17 protein-coding genes are annotated in these 16,848 nt (G+C 47.3%); 6 read left to right on the top strand and 11 right to left on the bottom strand.

Annotated elements, in window-relative coordinates:
• The 4 genes from almG (at position 1) to R4537_RS12315 (ending at position 2,211) form a co-directional block, all read left to right on the top strand.
• Complete coding sequence (gene almG, locus R4537_RS12330; RefSeq protein ID WP_071178242.1) at positions 1-822, top strand: glycine--lipid A transferase AlmG; 822 nt, start codon at positions 1-3, stop codon at positions 820-822.
• A 155-nt stretch (positions 823-977) separates the two neighbouring features.
• Positions 978-1,295, top strand: a complete 318-nt coding sequence (gene yqfB / locus R4537_RS12325) for a N(4)-acetylcytidine aminohydrolase (protein ID WP_000115899.1) — start codon at positions 978-980, stop codon at positions 1,293-1,295.
• A gap of 29 nt (positions 1,296-1,324) precedes the next feature.
• On the top strand, positions 1,325-1,783 hold the full coding sequence (locus R4537_RS12320; protein ID WP_071178271.1) for a DUF2127 domain-containing protein: 459 nt from the start codon (positions 1,325-1,327) through the stop codon (positions 1,781-1,783).
• Positions 1,784-1,860: 77 nt separating this feature from the next.
• The gene (locus R4537_RS12315; RefSeq protein ID WP_001068360.1) at positions 1,861-2,211 is read left to right on the top strand and encodes a DMT family protein; all 351 of its coding nucleotides are present in this window, start codon (positions 1,861-1,863) and stop codon (positions 2,209-2,211) included.
• Positions 2,212-2,355: 144 nt separating this feature from the next.
• Here R4537_RS12315 and R4537_RS12310 read toward each other — a convergent pair whose 3' ends face one another.
• Together R4537_RS12310 and R4537_RS12305 are read right to left on the bottom strand one after the other, a co-directional pair.
• Positions 2,356-3,741: a class II fumarate hydratase gene (locus R4537_RS12310; RefSeq protein ID WP_000196491.1), complete on the bottom strand. Its 1,386-nt coding sequence runs from the start codon at positions 3,739-3,741 to the stop codon at positions 2,356-2,358.
• Positions 3,742-3,756: 15 nt separating this feature from the next.
• Positions 3,757-4,137: a hypothetical protein gene (locus R4537_RS12305; RefSeq protein ID WP_000431622.1), complete on the bottom strand. Its 381-nt coding sequence runs from the start codon at positions 4,135-4,137 to the stop codon at positions 3,757-3,759.
• A gap of 522 nt (positions 4,138-4,659) precedes the next feature.
• Between R4537_RS12305 and R4537_RS12300 the strand changes: the two genes are divergently transcribed.
• Both R4537_RS12300 and R4537_RS12295 read left to right on the top strand, forming a co-directional pair.
• Entirely contained in the window at positions 4,660-5,997 is a 1,338-nt protein-coding gene (locus R4537_RS12300; RefSeq protein ID WP_071178241.1) for a cytochrome ubiquinol oxidase subunit I, read from the top strand.
• On the top strand, positions 5,994-6,986 hold the full coding sequence (locus tag R4537_RS12295; protein WP_000984103.1) for a cytochrome d ubiquinol oxidase subunit II: 993 nt from the start codon (positions 5,994-5,996) through the stop codon (positions 6,984-6,986). Before R4537_RS12300 ends, R4537_RS12295 begins: the two co-directional genes overlap by 4 nt.
• Before the next feature lie 73 nt (positions 6,987-7,059).
• Here R4537_RS12295 and R4537_RS12290 read toward each other — a convergent pair whose 3' ends face one another.
• The 9 genes from R4537_RS12290 to luxB form a co-directional block, all read right to left on the bottom strand.
• Entirely contained in the window at positions 7,060-7,761 is a 702-nt protein-coding gene (locus R4537_RS12290; RefSeq protein WP_071178240.1) for an ABC transporter ATP-binding protein, read from the bottom strand.
• A complete protein-coding gene (locus tag R4537_RS12285; protein WP_071178239.1) occupies positions 7,761-9,038 on the bottom strand; it encodes an ABC transporter permease in 1,278 nt (425 codons plus the stop codon). The genes R4537_RS12290 and R4537_RS12285 overlap by 1 nt, the downstream gene beginning before the upstream one ends.
• A gap of 3 nt (positions 9,039-9,041) precedes the next feature.
• Positions 9,042-10,256: an ABC transporter permease gene (locus R4537_RS12280; protein WP_001238021.1), complete on the bottom strand. Its 1,215-nt coding sequence runs from the start codon at positions 10,254-10,256 to the stop codon at positions 9,042-9,044.
• The gene (locus R4537_RS12275; protein ID WP_071178238.1) at positions 10,256-11,515 is read right to left on the bottom strand and encodes a TolC family protein; all 1,260 of its coding nucleotides are present in this window, start codon (positions 11,513-11,515) and stop codon (positions 10,256-10,258) included. The genes R4537_RS12280 and R4537_RS12275 overlap by 1 nt, the downstream gene beginning before the upstream one ends.
• Entirely contained in the window at positions 11,508-12,641 is a 1,134-nt protein-coding gene (locus R4537_RS12270) for an efflux RND transporter periplasmic adaptor subunit (RefSeq protein ID WP_071178237.1), read from the bottom strand. Before R4537_RS12270 ends, R4537_RS12275 begins: the two co-directional genes overlap by 8 nt.
• Positions 12,642-12,912: 271 nt before the next feature.
• On the bottom strand, positions 12,913-13,659 hold the full coding sequence (locus R4537_RS12265) for a substrate-binding periplasmic protein (RefSeq protein ID WP_071178236.1): 747 nt from the start codon (positions 13,657-13,659) through the stop codon (positions 12,913-12,915).
• A 259-nt stretch (positions 13,660-13,918) separates the two neighbouring features.
• Complete coding sequence (gene luxG, locus R4537_RS12260) at positions 13,919-14,626, bottom strand: flavin mononucleotide reductase LuxG (protein ID WP_071178235.1); 708 nt, start codon at positions 14,624-14,626, stop codon at positions 13,919-13,921.
• 19 nt (positions 14,627-14,645) lie between these two features.
• A complete protein-coding gene (gene luxE / locus R4537_RS12255; protein WP_071178234.1) occupies positions 14,646-15,797 on the bottom strand; it encodes a long-chain-fatty-acid--protein ligase LuxE in 1,152 nt (383 codons plus the stop codon).
• 69 nt (positions 15,798-15,866) lie between these two features.
• Positions 15,867-16,841, bottom strand: coding sequence for a luciferase subunit beta (gene luxB / locus R4537_RS12250; protein ID WP_071178233.1), 975 nt, complete (start codon positions 16,839-16,841; stop codon positions 15,867-15,869).
• Positions 16,842-16,848: the final 7 nt, after the last annotated feature.

Here is a 16,848-nt window from a genome sequence, read left to right as displayed (position 1 = left end):
GTGCGTATTTTTTGGTTAAAAGCGTTAACCTCAGGCTTATTTTATTTACCACTGTCGATAAAAAATGGTTTATGCCACCTCGTGGCTAAGCCGATAAGTCGGAAAAAAATGGCAGCGGCTTTAACACAACTTAATTACGCGTTACCTGATTTGAGTGACGTAAAAAAGCAGGCGATTGTTGAGCAATCTACTCGCTTATCATTGAAGAATTTACTCGGGTTTTGCCATCTTAAGCGTTACCAATATCAAGTTGAACAGCCTGACTTGGTTCAAGAGATCCTAGATAAGCAAGGCGGCGGTATTATCGTTTGCCCCCATATGGGCGTTTATGATGGGGTGACTTGGTGGCTTAATCAGCATGGGAAAAAAGCCGTCACCATTTTTGGGGCGGGCAGTTCAGGCGATCGTCCGGATGAAAATGCCATGATCACCCAAGCCGCGAAATTAGCCGGTATTCCCTTTTTACTGCGAAAACAAAATCTGATGTTGGAGTTAGCGCAGCGGATCAAACAAGGTGAATGGGTGGTTTTACATATGGATCTACGCACGGAAGGTGTGCCTGTTCGTTGGTTTGAGCAAGCCACACAATTGTCGGCAACGCCTTTTTTCCTTGCGCATAAACTCGCATGCCCGATCTATTTTCATTATGCGCTCAGTGAGGGGATGATGCAGAGACTGCATTTTTCGCGCTTTACCTTGCACCAAACCGATGACTTAAGTCGCAACATTGCGCAGGATGCGCAGCAGTTAGCCGACATGATGCAGCAAGCGATCACCGCGCATCCCGAGCAGTGGATCTGGCTTTATCGGCGTTTTAAGTAAAAGCAATTCGGTGTATCTAAGAAGTCGATGTGGATGATTGAGCGCCACGCGCGATTCGCTGATTCATCACACCAACAGCCTCGATAATCCCTTGACCTCATTAGGGGAATGCTTCATAAAGCACCCCTGATACGCGATTTATCGAGGCTCTTAATATGTCCGTCCCAACTCAAATTACCTTTTTTGAATTTTTGACCCCCTTGGTGGCCTCTGGCCAGAAGACCATCACCATCCGTGATAAATCGGAGAGCCATTATGTGCCCGGCACTCGCGTTGAAGTGTTCACGTTAGAAACCCAGCGTAAAGTGTGTGAGATAGATATTCTGGCGGTTGAACCGCTCAAGTTTGATGAGATCAACGAGTTTCACGCTGAGCAAGAAGCGATAGAATTACCCAAACTCAAGGCGCTGATCCAAGAGATTTACCCCAATATCGATGAGCTGTATGTCATTACTTATCAACTAGCGAAGTAATGGAACGCAAGAATCATGGTGAAATAAGCATGTCGAATACACACCAAGGCTTAAAAGTGGTCGCGATTTTAGAGTCGACCAAAGGGATTGTGTCGCTACTGTTGGGGTTAGGGCTGCACCATGTTGCCGGCGATAGCCTCCAGCAGTTGTTGCAAGATCTGTTGCAGCACTTGCACCTTAATCCTGCCAGTTATTGGCCAGAGAAATTACTGCATCAAGCGGGGCTTCTCACCCATTTCAATTTGAACTGGGTGGCCGCAGGCGCGCTAGTGTATGGTGCGATCCGTTTGATTGAAGCTTATGGTCTTTGGCACAACTTATTGTGGACGGAGTGGTTTGCACTGCTCAGCGGAGCCATCTATCTACCATTTGAAGTGTATGAGTTGTTTACCCATCCTGGTGTATTCAGTATTGCGGCTCTGCTCATCAACCTAGTTATTGTGCTGTATATGTATCGGATTATCCGCAGTAAAGCATCGCAAAGGTAAGATGCAAACGGCATGGCGCTCCTGTAGACTAGCGCCGCCGTAGTTTGGGACGGTTATCCAAAGAGGACAGAGTAAAAATGAATCCGATTGTGGTCAGTGTCGGTCTGCTGATTTGCAGCAATGTGTTTATGACTTTTGCTTGGTACGCGCATCTTAAAGAGCTGAATAACAAACCGTGGATTATTGCGGCGTTGGTGAGCTGGGGCATTGCGCTGTTTGAATACTTACTGCAAGTACCCGCCAATCGCATTGGCTATACCGCGCTAAATGTTGGGCAACTTAAAATTTTGCAAGAAGTGATCACCTTAATGGTGTTTGTGCCTTTCTCCGTCTTTTATCTGCGTGAACCATTAAAGCTCGATTATTTGTGGGCTGGGCTTTGTTTGGTCGGGGCGGTCTATTTCGCCTTTCGCAGTAAGTTTGCTTAACCTTGATCTAGGCTTCTTATCGATCGTTTAGCGGCATAAAAACCGTAATGATATCTAGAATTCGCCCCTCCAATGAGGGGCGCGTTCTTTTATAGCTAAGGTTTTATGGCTAAGGTTTTATGACTAGGGCTTTATGGCTAAGGTTTAATGGGCAATCCCACCTTGTGTGAGCTTTTTCGGGTCAAGCAGGGCTTCAAGCGTGGCGCGATCAAGGTCCGTCTCTTCTGCGGCGACATCCAAAATCGCGCGACCCTGCTGGTAGGCTTTTTTGGCAATATCAGCCGCTTTGAGATAACCAATGACAGGATTCAAGGCGGTGACGAGAATCGGGTTTTTTGCCAAGGCTTTTTCCAGATTGTCATGGCGAACTTTAAAGGTTGCGATGGCTTTATCGGCGAGCGCATGGCACGCATTGGTCAATAATGCTATTGATTCCAGTAGGTTGTGCGCGATCACCGGCAGCATCACATTAAGCTGGAAATTACCGGATTGGCCAGCCACGGTAATCGTAGTGTCATTGCCAATCACTTGCGCAGCGACCATAGTCACGGCTTCTGGGATCACAGGGTTTACTTTCCCTGGCATGATCGAGGAGCCCGGTTGTAAGCCTTGCAACTCAATTTCCCCTAACCCCGCCAAGGGGCCAGAGTTCATCCAGCGCAAATCATTAGCGATTTTCATCAGCGCGACCGCGGCGGTTTTCAACTGACCAGAAAGGCCGACTACGCAGTCTTGGCTGCTTAGGTTATAGAAAAAATTGTCGCTGGGCTGAAAAGCAACATGACTCAATTGACTGAGGTTATCGGCAAAAATACGTGCAAAGCGCGGATCCGCATTAATGCCTGTGCCGACCGCAGTACCGCCTTGCGCCAAGGCTTTGATGGGGGAAAGCGCATGGCTGATGCCTTGCGCGGCGTGGTCGATTTGGCTTTTCCATCCACCCAGTTCTTGTGCGAAAGTCACGGGCATCGCATCCATCAAATGGGTGCGGCCAGTTTTGACCACATCAGCCAACTCTGACTGTTTATCCGCGAGAGTTTGACTTAAATGCGCCAATGCGGGGAGCAGTTGCTGCTCAATATTGATGGCCGCACTGACTTGGATTGCTGTGGGGATCACATCATTACTGCTTTGTCCCATGTTGACATGATCGTTTGGACTCACCGCATAGCCCAACTCACGCGAGGCGAGGGTGGCAATCACCTCATTGGCGTTCATATTGGAACTGGTGCCTGAACCTGTCTGGAAAACATCAATCGGGAACTGTTCGGCATACTGACCATCAATCACCGCTTGCGAAGCATTGGCAATCGCTTGGGCGATGTCCCCTTCTAAATGGCCTAACTGCGCATTGGTCATCGCCGCCGCTTGTTTAATGTAGGCGAGGGCAGCAATAAACGCGCTAGGCATGGTGTAGCGGCTTAACGTAAAGTTATCTACGGCACGTTGAGTTTGTGCTTGATAAAGCGCATCAGCAGGGACTTTGACTTCACCCATGCTGTCTTTTTCAATTCGGTATTCGCGAGTCATAACAGATCCTTTTGGTTAATCAAGCGGGGCTTGAATTCGTTGTAATTGTTGTTTGAGTTGGCGTAAACGCAGTTCACCGTTATCCACTTGTTGATAACATTTGTTGAGCTCCATCAAGAGGATATAGATGGAATCAAGGCAGACTCGGCGGAAAATGCGGCTACGTGTAGGGTCTTGAATGGCATCTAAAAAATGGAAGTAGATTTGGCGTAGAAACAGTTCACACAGCAGGAAGTTTTGTTCTTTCGCACCTTGGTAATGGTGTGAGGCGAGTAAGCGCGCGCAATGAATGTAATCATAGATCACTTCGGGTTCAAAACCGCTCTCCACCTCATACGCTAGAAATCGATCCTGCGCCTTAAAAAAGGCGTTGTATAACCACGTTCTATTTTCCATATCCCCCCCTTCTTCATTTAAATGATAATTATTATCACATTGATGATGATTGCAACCGACTTTTGCGTTTATGGACGAAAAAAGCAGTCCAACCCGAATAGGAATGGCGAATCGTGTATACCCTTCCTACTTGAAGCTGCAGCAGTGTTGGCTACGTTCGTTCACCCCAATCACATAGTGTATCTATGCTCATGGGGATGAACTCACTTGCCGCCTACCTGCAACTCCAAGTAGTTTGGGTGTATAAAAATCCTTGGTCTATGGCGTTGATGGTTTTATCGCTCACTTAAGGCGTTATTTCTTATCCTTATCAGGTAATGTTTTGTTATTATTTCTCTGAGTTTAGATACACCTTTTCTCTCGGTTTCCTTCATCAAAATTGATACAAATCAAATTTGTCTGGCACGGGCAATTTGCGCTGCGCTGACTAAACCAATCCAGTGCCAATGACGTATGAGTCACTAAAGATGGTGGTTAGTGTTAACCCTATCACTGGTTTGTTTCATTTTTTGAGGAAAAGAGATGTTAGATACCCTCATGCTGTCGCGGATCCAATTCGCTGCCAATATCAGCTTTCATATACTGTTTCCCACCATCACCATTGCGTTGGGCTGGATATTGGTGTTTTTCAAATGGCGTTATTTACGGACACAAGTCAGTGAATGGCTCGATCTCTACTATTTCTGGGTAAAAGTGTTTGCGCTGACTTTTGCTCTTGGGGTGGTGTCGGGCATTACCATGAGTTTTCAATTTGGCACTAACTGGCCGGGCTTTATGGAGCGGGTGGGCAATGTGGCAGGTCCCTTACTTGGCTATGAAGTGATGACCGCCTTCTTTATGGAAGCGACGTTTCTTGGCGTGATGCTGTTTGGTCGAGGGCGTGTACCGGAATGGTTGCATACCTTATCGACTGTGCTGGTGGCTGTGGGCACCAGTTTATCTGCGTTTTGGATTCTGGTGCTCAACAGTTGGATGCACACTCCAGCCGGTTATGAAGTGATTGATGGCGTGGTGCATGTCACCAGTTGGAAGGAAGTGATTTTTAACCCCTCGATGCCATATCGCTTAGCGCATACTTTGCTGGCATCGGCATTGACGGCAAGTTTTTTGATTGCTGGGATCAGTGCTTATCAAGTGCTGCGTAATGCCAAACATCAAGCCGCCAAAATGGGCTTAAAAGTGGCCGTGAGTGTGGCCGCGTTAGCCATTCCTGTGCAGATCTTGGTGGGGGATTTACACGGCCTCAATACCTTAGAACATCAACCAGCGAAAATCGCGGCGATGGAGGGTGTATGGCAGACCGAGCGCGGCGCACCGCTACTGCTGTTTGCTCTGCCAAATGAAGAGACTCGCAGCAATGATTTTGCTCTTGGTATTCCGCATCTGGCCAGCTTGATTTTAACCCACGATATGAACGGAGAAGTTGTTGGACTTGATGCCTTCGCGCCAGATCATCCCCCCGTCGCACCGCTGTTTTTTGGTTTTCGCGTTATGGTGGGAGTGGGCGTGCTGATGCTGTTGGTCAGTTGGTTTGGCGCTTGGCGTGTATGGCGTAACAAACCGCTACCCAAACCCTATATGTATGCCTTAATCGGCATGACCTTTTCGGGTTGGGTTGCCACGATTGCGGGCTGGTATGTCACGGAAATTGGTCGCCAGCCTTGGCTGGTGAGTGGCGTATTGCGTACCGCTGAAGCCGTGACCCCCGTGGCCAGTAGCTCGGTTGGGATCTCGCTGACGCTTTATCTCATCACTTATGTTGTGTTGTTGGTCGCTTATGTTCACACCCTGTTTTACCTTGCGCGTAAAACCGGACACGCACCGCAAGTTTCACCAAGCTCTACAAAGGCCGCGTTATGATGCAGTATTTGCCAGAAATTTATTTGTTGTTGTTGGGTTTCACCGTGTTTATGTACGCGGTGTTGGATGGTTATGACTTAGGCGTGGGCATTTTACTGCCGCGTAATGATGTGGCGCAGCGCGATCGAATGATCGCCTCGATTGGCCCATTTTGGGATGCCAATGAAACTTGGTTAGTGTTGGCGGTCGGTATCTTGCTGATTGCCTTTCCTACGGCACATAGCCTGATATTTACTGAGCTTTATCTGCCGACCGCGTTGATGCTGATTGCGCTTATCATGCGTGGAGTCGCGTTTGATTTTCGAGCAAAAGCCAAAGCCGACCACAAAGATCATTGGGATTTGTGCTTTAAAATCGGCTCTCTGCTGGCCGCGCTTACCCAAGGCTATATGATTGGCCGCTATGTCGTCGGATTTGAATCTGCACCTGAAGCTTATGCTTTTGCGGTGCTGAGTGCGCTCTGTGTGGCTGCCGCCTATGTGTATATTGGTGGCGCTTGGTTGGTGCTCAAAACCGAAGGGGAGCTGCAAGTGCGTGCCGCGCGTTGGTCGCGTAAAGCGGGATGGCTGGCGGCGTTAGGGGTGCTGTCGGTGAGTTTGGTCAATCCATGGGTGAATTCTGCAGTCGCAGAACGTTGGTTTAGTTTTCCTGAGGTGATCCTGCTTGCGCCGATCCCTATTATCGTTTTTGCCACGATTTTAGTGGTGGATCGCTATCTCAAACGCGTACCGACGGTAAATGATGCGGGTGTGCAATGGCCTTTCTTTGGTGTGGTGCTGATTTTTGGATTGAGTTTCCTCGGGCTCGCGTACAGCTTCTTTCCTGAGATCGTCCCCGGAATCATGACTGCGCAGCAGGCTGCGTCATCACCTGAAACCTTGATGGTGGTGGGGATTGGTGTGGTGATCGTCATGCCAACCATTCTGCTGTACACCTTTTTTGTGTATCGGATTTTCAAAGGCAAAGCGACCGATCTAAGCTATCTGTGACCTTTATTACACTTGAATCCAAACAAACGGCGCATCACGCGCCGTTTGTTTTATCCGCACCATTAGGTGGTAGTTAAGCCGTGGGCTCATCACTGACGACTTGCCCATCCCGAATAGTCACAATTCGCTTAGTACGTTTGGCTAGCTCATTATCATGAGTGACGACGATAATGGTGCGACCTTCGTGGTGCAGTTCATTGAACAGCGCTTCAATTTCGGCGCCGGATTTTGAATCCAGCGCACCAGTTGGCTCATCTGCCAGCAGAATTTGTGGCTGATTGATCAGCGCGCGCGCAATCGCAACGCGCTGTTTTTGTCCGCCTGACAACTGATTGGGTTTGTGATCTAAGCGATCGGCAAGGCCAACTCGAGTCAAGAGTTCCGTGGCGCGTTGGCGACGATCTTTGGCTTTCACTCCCGCATACACCAAAGGAAGGGCGACGTTATCCAGCGCGCTGGCGTATTCCAAAAGGTTGAAGCTTTGGAACACAAAGCCAATCTTTTGATTGCGGATCGCAGCCAGTTGCTGGGTGCTTAGGCTATCGACCGGATGTCCGTCCAATTGATAGCGGCCCGCGGTAGGTTTATCCAAGCAGCCCAGTACGTTCATCAGGGTTGATTTGCCCGATCCCGAAGGTCCGAGAATTGCCAAGAATTCACCGTGACGAATGGTTAAGTCGACGCCATCAAGCGCTTTAACCACGTTTTGCCCACTGGTGTAATGTTTACAAATTTGCTGTAGCTCCACCAAAGGAGCAGGAGATAAAGACTTCATTATTCACTCTGTAATGCTTGTAACGGTGTCACTTTTGCTGCGTGATTGGCTGGCAACCACGCTGCAACAATGCCCATCACGGTAAGGGTGACAATCACTATCGCAATGACGCTGAGCGACAGCTCAGGAACCGGTTGGCCTAAGTGGTCATAAATCGGATTGCCCTGTAAAGGAATAGCGGCGAGTAGGCGAACCATCGCAAATGTGACACCTAAGCCGGCAATTCCTCCCAATCCCATCGTGATCAAAGATTGAGCCAAATAGTGGCAGCGAATGGTATTGGGGGTAGCGCCTACGGCCATGCGTACGCCAATGTCGCGTGTGGCCCGCTTCACGGTAGCAAACATCACATTGGTAATGCCTAAACTTGCCACGGCCAAAGTGATAAACCCAATAATGCCAAGGAAGCTTTGTAGTCTCAGCAGAAACTGCTGCATACTTTTCTGGCTCAAAAAGTGGTCTTGCACCATGACAATTTGCTGATCTTGCAAGCTCGCGGCGTATTTGCGTTTTAACACTTGCTGTACCGTGGCTGCTAACGCTTGACGGTCACTGCCCACCCTCGGTTCAAGGTTAATTCCGCTGATCGCTTGGTTGGGGTGAAAACGCTGCCAAGTACTGAATGGCGTAAAACCGCTGTAATCAATGGGCGAACCCTGCTCAATGTTGCCGCTGTTTTTAGCCAGCACTCCGATCACCGTAAATTCGTGTGCGCCTATTTTGGCAATCTGACCGACAGGATCTTGCTCTAATTCGCCGCCGCTAAACCAGTCGCCCTCTTGCTGATTAAACAGTTGTACCGCGAGTTGATAGCCGAGGACGACCACTTTACGTTGCTGTGTTTCATCAACGGGATTAAACCAGCGCCCGCCGGGTAACAAGCGCAGTTTATTCATCGCCTGATACTCACTTTTGACCGCGTAAGGCATCATCCATGAACGCTTATCTGCAAACGTGATCAGCTCTTGCCACTCGGCCGAAGGAAGTGCGTGTTTGACCATAGGCAGAGCGGCCAAGACTTGGCTATCTTGCTCGGTGAGAGAAAGCGCTTGCCCCTCATGAAAACGGCCATGGGTTTGTGTGGCATAACCGCCGCTGACATGAATCAGGTTACCATTGCCATTTTGGATGGTGCGTACAATTCCACTGCGGAGCCCTTCACCGACCGCAAGTAGCCCTGCGATACATAAGGTTGACCACGCAACGGCCAAAATAGTGAGGCTCAATCTGAGCTTTTCGGCCGCCATTTCCTGCATAATTTGTCTTATTGGCAACATGCATTAACTCCGACTACTGAGCGCAATGACGGGCTCTAACTGCGCCGCTCTGCGAGCTGGGAAGTAGGCCGCCGCTAAGGCTAAAATGCTGGTCACCAACATAGAAAGCCAGACGGTGGTCGAAGTGATCACCGGCTCGCCAAGCCACGTGGGTAGGCCAAGGTGATTAAGCAGCAACACGCCAAAGTAGGCCAGCAGTAAGCCTGCTAACGCCCCGATGACCACCAGCAGCAATCCTTCTAATAAAAACTGCTGTTGAATTCGTTGCGGTGTAGCACCAATGGCTAAACGCACTCCGATTTCTCGCGTACGCTCGGTCACCGCTAAAAACATCATATTGGCAACGCCTAAGATGCCGACAGCCATAGTCATCATGCCACTGGCGGCGAGAAAGGCTTGAATTCCTCGTAAAATGGCAGTGATCACCGCAACACCACTGCCGAAATCGGGGAGAAAGACCGCCTCTTGATCCTCAGGTGAGAAATGTAACCTCTGAGCAAAAGTGTGACGTAACTGCTCGCGTAACGCCCAGCTTGAAACACCTTGAGCGGGCAGTACCAACATCATGTTCGGTTGGGTATCCCAAATGTCTTTAAATGTGGAGCTTGGAATAAACACTTTTTGGTTATCACCAAATGAAAAGCGGCTGCTTTCATCATCCATAATGCCAATCACTCGAAAAGCGATGCCACGAATTTTGAATTCATCTCCAATCTTAAGCTGGCTGGTGGCAGCAACGTGATCGCCAAGAATTGCCACACGGCGGTGGTTGTGTTGATCATGAAGGCTGAAATCTCGTGAGCCTAAGGTGAGTTTTAATCCAGCAAGAGAGAAATACCCTCTATCCACACCACTGACCATACTGCCAATCGCTGTCCCTCGCTGTTGGGTGATGGAGACTTCCCGATTCTCATAGACGATGGAGTAACGCTGGATCTCCGGACGTTGTGCGACTTCACGCATTAACGATTCGGTCAGTTGAATCGGGCGTCTCGCAGGCATGCCTTGCCACACTTCGCTGGTCTGACCGGAGGCGACCATTTGTGTTTCTTGCAACAGAAAGCGAAAGGATTCGGTTTGAGCACGATAAAACCCTTCGCCGAGCGCCATCAAGATCACCACAGAAATCACCCCCCAGCTAATCGCGGTGATCGCCAATACGCTTTTCAGGCGATGAGCGAGCAAAGTTTGCCAAGATTGCTGTAACAAGAGGCGCATTAACGAAAGGCTCCTGAAAGCTGAGCGATGGCATTATCGTTCAACTGACCTGTTAATTTGAGTAGCTCAATGCGCTGACGCCAATAGCTATACCAACGACTGGCCAGATTATGTTTGGCTCGAAATAGGCTGTTGTGCGCATCGATTAAATCGGAGGCTTCGGCTAAGCCAGCATCAAACAGTTGCTGTTTACTGCGCAGCACTTTATCGCGATGGGTCACTTGCTGATCCGCCATGGTAATTTGCTGCCATTCAATCTCAACCTGCTGAATTTGTTGACGCAAATTTTGATCTAATCCGATCTCGACTTTGCGTTGCTGTTGCTGAGCCATCAACCAGTTGAGATGAGCTTTTTCGTTATCACTGCGGGTTGCTCCATTTAAATCAATCGGGATGGAGAGCGTGAGACCGGCATTGAATTCACCGTTTCGTTGATCGCCGTCTTGATAGCCTGCAGAGGCGCGCAAACTCGGATAATACCCACTTTGACTCTGCTGCTTAGCAATTTGGCTGATCGCCACTTTTTGGATAGCAATCAAGAGCTCAGGGCTGTGATCTTTGGCGGCTGTAAGCCAGTCATCCAGTTCAGCACTGAATGGCCAACTCGGTGTTGGCGTGTGGGTATCCACTTCATCCACTTGCGGGGCTGAGGCATTGATCAGTATTGAGAGTTGGCTGCGTTTGGTTTCGAGCTCCGCCTTCGCATTGAGAATGGTTGACTCTTCATCAAGTTGGTTGACACGTAGCTCTTCCAACTCCACAGATTTTATTTTACCCGCCAGATAACGCTGTTCAGCGATGGCTAATAATTGTGCGCCATCCGCTTGTTTTTGCTGGGCAAGAGTCAAATTACTTTGCGCTTCCGCTAAGGAAAAATAAGCGCTGAGTAACTGATGAGCGAGTTGGTTATAAGCTTGGTTACGTTCAAGTTGGGCCAACACCCAATCCGCATCGGCTTTATCCAACGCACTCCATTTTCGGCTATCCCACAAGGTTTGCTCAATGGTGGCACCATAACTGCTCGATCCATTTTGGCTTTCTGACCAGTTCATTCCGGCACTGCCTGAGAGTGAAGGAAGGAGATCGCTTTTGGCGAGATACTTATCTTGCACGCTGAGCTGCACCGAGAGTTCGGCAATGTGTGCATCGGGTGACTGTTGTTTGGCTTGCTGCCACGCTTGCTCGATGGAGAGCGCTAAAGCAGAAGAAGATGCCATCAGGCTAGTCAGTACACATGCGGAGAGAAAGCCCTTATTCATGCTGGCCTCCCAGCATGCTGTTATCCACTATGCTGTCTTTTTCGGCTACGCCTTCTAAGATCTCAACCTGTACGCCGTCAGAAAGCCCAAGCTTGACCGGATGAGCGGTATAACCTTGTGCAGAGCCATCCGCAATCAGCACCATGGGGGTTTCGCCCTCAAACTGTAATGCGCGCTCCGGAAGGGTAAGGACATCCGCGGCACGTTGTAAGGTGATTTTTGCGCTGGCCGAGAATCCAGAACGTAATGTCATGTTTTCAGGGATGTCTAATTGTCCGATTTCGACTTGAAATCCGTTATCAAAACTTTTGCCATCTTTGTTTTCCGGATTATTTAAGCGCTCCGATTGAATCGCCACTTTGGTCAACTGACCATTGATCACCTGCTCAGGGTAGGGGGCAACGGTAATATTGGCGGGCATGCCGGCATTCAGCTGCGCAGCATCATGTTCACTGACACTGCCTTTGAACACGATATTTTTCATATCCGCTAACTGGATCATTTCTGTTGCCGCCTGGCTCGACTCGGTAGAGATGATCGGCTCTCCGACCTCGACTTTGATATTTAAAATCGTGCCACTGATCGGGGCATATAAAGTAGAGGAGAGCTTGGCTTGGCCAATCGAAGCTTCACCGCTGCGAATCAACTCTAGGTTTTGGCGTTTTTGCTGCACTTCGGCTTGTTTAGCTTTGACGTCGGCTTTCGCGCGGACGTAATCATCATAATTGGCAGGAATGATTTGCTGTTTCACTAAGCGCTCAAGGTTGGCTAAGCGTTGTAAGTCTGATTCAAGATTCGCCTCACTTTGCATCAGCTCTGTGGAGGCATCGGTCAACGCCTGTGGTGTCGGATTCGGACGAACCTTAATCAAGGGTTGTCCTTGCTCAACATGTTGCCCCTCACGCACATAAATTTCACCGACAATACCGTTGATTTGCGATTTAATTGCCACCGAATGTGAAGGCATGATTTGACCAACGGCGACCGCCTGTTTCTCTATTGTTCCCCGGCTGACATTGAGGGTCGGTAATGGGGATGAAGACTCAGGGGTATAAGCGAGAGTGTAATAACCGCCTGCCAAGCCAACACCTACTAAGGTTGCAAGAAGTGTCCAACGTTTTGTCATAAAAAACTCATTTATTTCATCAATCAATTAGAGACGGGATTCAGACTAAGGATGATAAGGAAAGTTCAAAAAAACGTTGTTTTTTAACATGCCGAATGAGCTAAACACAACCTTAAACAGAGACTTTGTATACCCAAACGACTTTATGTTGCAGATAGGCGGTAAGTCAGTTTATCCCCATGAGCATAGATAGACTCTATGAATCAGGTAATGATCCCTAAAGGAGCTTAGGGATCATTACCTGCTGTAACCTCAAAGCCTTTGATGTGAGTTAGTTAGGGGTTAATCCGTATTTTTGGTAAATGACGTTAACCTCACCATTTTGCACCATTTGTTGCAGTACGTCGGCAAGTTTGTCTGCCAGCGGATGATTTTTAGGCATACCGTAGTAGTTACCTATCACATTGGGGAAGAAGTAATCGGCCGTCTTGTAATTGGTAAAACTGATGTTTTTCAGCTCTTGTTCAATCGCCGCTTCATCAAGAACAATGATTGCATCAATGCGCTTTGCTTCTAGCATTCGAGCTAAGTTGTAATCATCGGCAACGACGGTTTTACGGATATTATTGTCATTGTCAAATTGCTCAAAATAAGCCGTACCTCGCTTTACGCCAACATTCAGTTTAGTTAAATCTTGGTACTCCTTGATTGGCATTCCTTCTCCATGAGTAATGAAGAGAATGTTTTTCGTCTGTTCGCTGATTGGGCCAACAAAGCGGACGAAGGCTTCTCGCTCTGAGGTTTTAATCACGCGAGGAACAATATCGACTTGATTGGTCTCCAGATCGGCTAAGCTGCGTGCAAAAGGGCGGCTGCGCCACTCAATAGAATAGCCCAGCTTTTGTGTCGCTTGCTCAACGATATCTTTGAGTGGTCCAGTCATTGAGTTTGTTGCTTCATCTAACACCATTTCTGGTGGCCGATGTCTAAAGTCAGCGGTTAACGTTTGTGCTAACGCTATCGGCGTAAAGAGAAGCGCCAAGCAGCTCAGTAGGGTGTTATTAAAATAGCGCATCATTAGGGTCTCCATTTCAGACGGTTTAGCCATTTTTCAATGCAAGATTTTATAGTGCCGAATAAATTGCTGCTTACAGCACTGATACCCATATCCATGAAGAATGGGACTTACAGAGAGGTGCGTGGTAACACGACCTCAGTTTGTCTGGGTATAGTATAGGTCGTTTTTTTCATTGTAATGCGGCGGCTCAACGATCTTTGGTAAGTAATCAGACATTACTAAGCAGAGGACAAATTGAATGCTCTATTAAAAAGGCCGATTAAACGTAGGTTAATCCATCACCATACATATTGCCTGAAGTTGCACTGCATTTTTCAAGTAAACGTGTCTTCCCTTCTTTAATCATATTTATTGGTCCACATAAATAGATGTCGAAATCATGCAAATTTGAAAAGTCATTTAATATTGCATCAATCACTAATCCTTCTCTGCATATGATGGGCTCGTTGGGCTCCTCTAATGAAAAGACATAATGTAAGTTTGGATATTGTTCTGAAAGCATTAATAATTCTTGCTGAAGATAGAGTTGGTTAATGCCTTTAACGCCCCAGTAAAGATAAATATTCTGCTTCAGTTTATGGTGGAGGGCATTTCTAAGTAAGCTCATGATGTAGGATATTCCCGTTCCTCCGGCAATCAATAATATAGGGTTAGTACTCTCTTTTCGAAGCCATGCATCACCCAATGGCCCTTCAATCTCTAGTGATAATTCTGCTTCTTTAAATTCATGTAAGGCTGCAATAGCACTAAGAACGCCTTCATCAGTCTTTGATGCTCCAATATGCAGTTCGATAAGCCCTGGCTGTGAAGGGCAACTAGCAATAGAAAAGTAGCGATCTTTCCCCGCCAATGTGAGCTTCAAATATTGTCCAGCTTTAAAATCCAAGGGGTAGTGTGGCGCTAAAATGACTTGGTAGATCCCAGGGGCTAGGCGCTGAACTGTGTGAACGTGGCATAAAAATTTCATTTTCTTGTTCCTATTCTTCTTATCGTGTGATGTGGGGTAATGAAAAATGTTGTGACATCTTTAGGGCACAGCCTTTTTGGGCTCGTGTATTAATTCGGCGAACAATTTGTACTCTTGTATAAGGTATTTCCTCAGTGGGCTGATGAACGTAACCAAGATCATCAGTAATTAAAAATGCAGGGTAGCTTGTCGCGGATGCATCCATATAACTCATTAAACCTATTTCCCCATCAGATAAAGGCTGAAGAGTTCTGGGATTTAACGCCCGAGCATACACCCAGGGTGGAACACATTTGCGTTGCTGATCATCTTCAAAAAAGCAAGTATTGAGTTCAACTTGGTTGAATGTATCGCGTATTTGGCTTATATCGTTGAGACCAAAAGTTTCCATTAACAATTGATTGAATTGATCTCTATTTAAGGCGGAGTTTTGGTGAGTTTTCCACCCACCTCCAGTGATGATGTAAAGTTTATGCCCAGCTCGGAAGTGGATTTTTTCTGCTTTCATGTGCTGACATAGAAGATAAACAAAATAGGGAGGGCCAATTAAGCAAGCGGTTTTTCCCAAGCTTTGAATTCGGTATAAGTGCGTGAGCGTTTGGTCAAAATCTACGCGTTCATCTTTTGCGGTAAAAGCGGTTGGGTAGAGTAATTCAACAAGACTCATCACATATTTAAACCAGATGTTGTGAGCGTTAAATCGATCTGGGCCTAAATTAACAAGCTCCATTTCATGGTCAAACCATGTACCCACCAATTTCATTCCATAACTTACAGAACCTAATAAACGCTCAATACTCAGGCGGTCTCGAGGAATATAACTTTTTTGTCCCTGTGTGCCACTGCTGGTAAACCAATGCTCGATATCTTGAGGTTTTGCGCTGGTCACCCGCATCGTTTTAAATACAGACGTCGGATAAACGGGGATATCGTCCAAATGCTCTATTTCAAGGCCAATACCGATAGTTTGGCAATAACGACGATAGTCAACATTGTTCTGATAGTGCCAACGAAAGGCTTTCATGATCACATCATGTCGAATGTTTTTCTGCTCTTCGTATGACCATGAGTTCGGCTCACTCATGAAGATTAAATCATCAAGGTAGGAGCTTGCTTCAATATCAAATTTCTCAACGGCAGGCGTGTCAATTAAGGACAGCGTGGTATTCATTGTGTATTCCTTAAAAAAGGGCCGCCACCGAAGGAGGATGCGGCGGCCCAAGGGAAAAAGAAAAATCTTTTATTGATGGTATTTAGCGATGTTGCTATTAATCACATCCAATACATGCAGGCGGTGAACAGGCTCTTTTATCGACTCAACAGAGAGCAGCAGATCAGAAGCACCACACATTTCAATAGCAACTCGTGCGGCATGAGTGCTTTCTTCGTATGTACCAATGGCACTTTCTTTGATGATGCGTTCTAAGACGACCTCAACTTCATCGCTGGGATAGCGTTCCGTGAGGTATTGGGATAGGTATTGACCAACCTCTGCACGCGCGATATCGCCATCATCATTTTGATTGACCAATAACGCGAGTTGATGGCGTACGGCTTGAACATCAACCCCATGTTTTCTTGCTGTCTCTTGATAACGTTGCGCATATTCTTGCCGAGTTGCATTACTATCATCCCATTTAAAGGTCAACGGCAATGCCCGTTTAGCTGCCCATTCCACGACCTGTGTACTAGAGGCATAAACGTACTGTTGCGGCCCCCCTTGAGTAAAACAATGTGGATTAACAGAAATTTTGGGGAAACTATAAAAGTCATTATTTGGATGGCAATAACCTGTGGTTAGAGCGTCATTAATAATCTGATAACAAGCTTCGAATATTGGCTGCTGAGAACCTAAAGGGCGGTTAAAAAAGTTCATCTCGTCGCGGTTTTCACAATCACTGAAACCTAAAATGAAACGGCCTTGACTCATTTGGTCGAGTAGCCCAGTTTCTTCAGCCGTTCGGACTGGATGGTGAGTGGTCAAAATATGATTGAGTGAACCAACCTTGATACGCTCGGTCATGCCCAATAAAAAGCTGGCTACAGTCAGTGGGGCACCTACAATGCCGTGATCACTAAAATGGTTCTCATAAATAAACAGTCGATCAAAGTGTCCTTTTTCCGCGTAATTCACACTATCGATCATGGCATCGAAAACCTCTGTGCATGATTGGCCAGAATGAAGGAAATTTAAGAAAAATAATCCGAATTTCATAGGTTCT

Source organism: Vibrio paracholerae (assembly GCF_037672085.1).
Lineage (GTDB): Bacteria > Pseudomonadota > Gammaproteobacteria > Enterobacterales > Vibrionaceae > Vibrio > Vibrio cholerae.
This window is presented reverse-complemented; position numbering and strand designations above follow the sequence as displayed.

Excerpts from the sequence above, each read along its gene's own strand:
- yqfB (WP_000115899.1), top strand. The coding sequence starts at position 978 with ATGTCCGTCCCAACTCAAATTACCTTTTTTGAATTTTTGACCCCCTTG.
- R4537_RS12320 (WP_071178271.1), top strand. The coding sequence starts at position 1,325 with ATGTCGAATACACACCAAGGCTTAAAAGTGGTCGCGATTTTAGAGTCG.
- R4537_RS12315 (WP_001068360.1), top strand. The coding sequence starts at position 1,861 with ATGAATCCGATTGTGGTCAGTGTCGGTCTGCTGATTTGCAGCAATGTG.
- R4537_RS12310 (WP_000196491.1), bottom strand. The coding sequence starts at position 3,741 with ATGACTCGCGAATACCGAATTGAAAAAGACAGCATGGGTGAAGTCAAA.
- R4537_RS12305 (WP_000431622.1), bottom strand. The coding sequence starts at position 4,137 with ATGGAAAATAGAACGTGGTTATACAACGCCTTTTTTAAGGCGCAGGAT.
- R4537_RS12300 (WP_071178241.1), top strand. The coding sequence starts at position 4,660 with ATGTTAGATACCCTCATGCTGTCGCGGATCCAATTCGCTGCCAATATC.
- R4537_RS12295 (WP_000984103.1), top strand. The coding sequence starts at position 5,994 with ATGATGCAGTATTTGCCAGAAATTTATTTGTTGTTGTTGGGTTTCACC.
- R4537_RS12290 (WP_071178240.1), bottom strand. The coding sequence starts at position 7,761 with ATGAAGTCTTTATCTCCTGCTCCTTTGGTGGAGCTACAGCAAATTTGT.
- R4537_RS12285 (WP_071178239.1), bottom strand. The coding sequence starts at position 9,038 with ATGTTGCCAATAAGACAAATTATGCAGGAAATGGCGGCCGAAAAGCTC.
- R4537_RS12280 (WP_001238021.1), bottom strand. The coding sequence starts at position 10,256 with ATGCGCCTCTTGTTACAGCAATCTTGGCAAACTTTGCTCGCTCATCGC.
- R4537_RS12275 (WP_071178238.1), bottom strand. The coding sequence starts at position 11,515 with ATGAATAAGGGCTTTCTCTCCGCATGTGTACTGACTAGCCTGATGGCA.
- R4537_RS12270 (WP_071178237.1), bottom strand. The coding sequence starts at position 12,641 with ATGACAAAACGTTGGACACTTCTTGCAACCTTAGTAGGTGTTGGCTTG.
- R4537_RS12265 (WP_071178236.1), bottom strand. The coding sequence starts at position 13,659 with ATGATGCGCTATTTTAATAACACCCTACTGAGCTGCTTGGCGCTTCTC.
- luxG (WP_071178235.1), bottom strand. The coding sequence starts at position 14,626 with ATGAAATTTTTATGCCACGTTCACACAGTTCAGCGCCTAGCCCCTGGG.
- luxE (WP_071178234.1), bottom strand. The coding sequence starts at position 15,797 with ATGAATACCACGCTGTCCTTAATTGACACGCCTGCCGTTGAGAAATTT.
- luxB (WP_071178233.1), bottom strand. The coding sequence starts at position 16,841 with ATGAAATTCGGATTATTTTTCTTAAATTTCCTTCATTCTGGCCAATCA.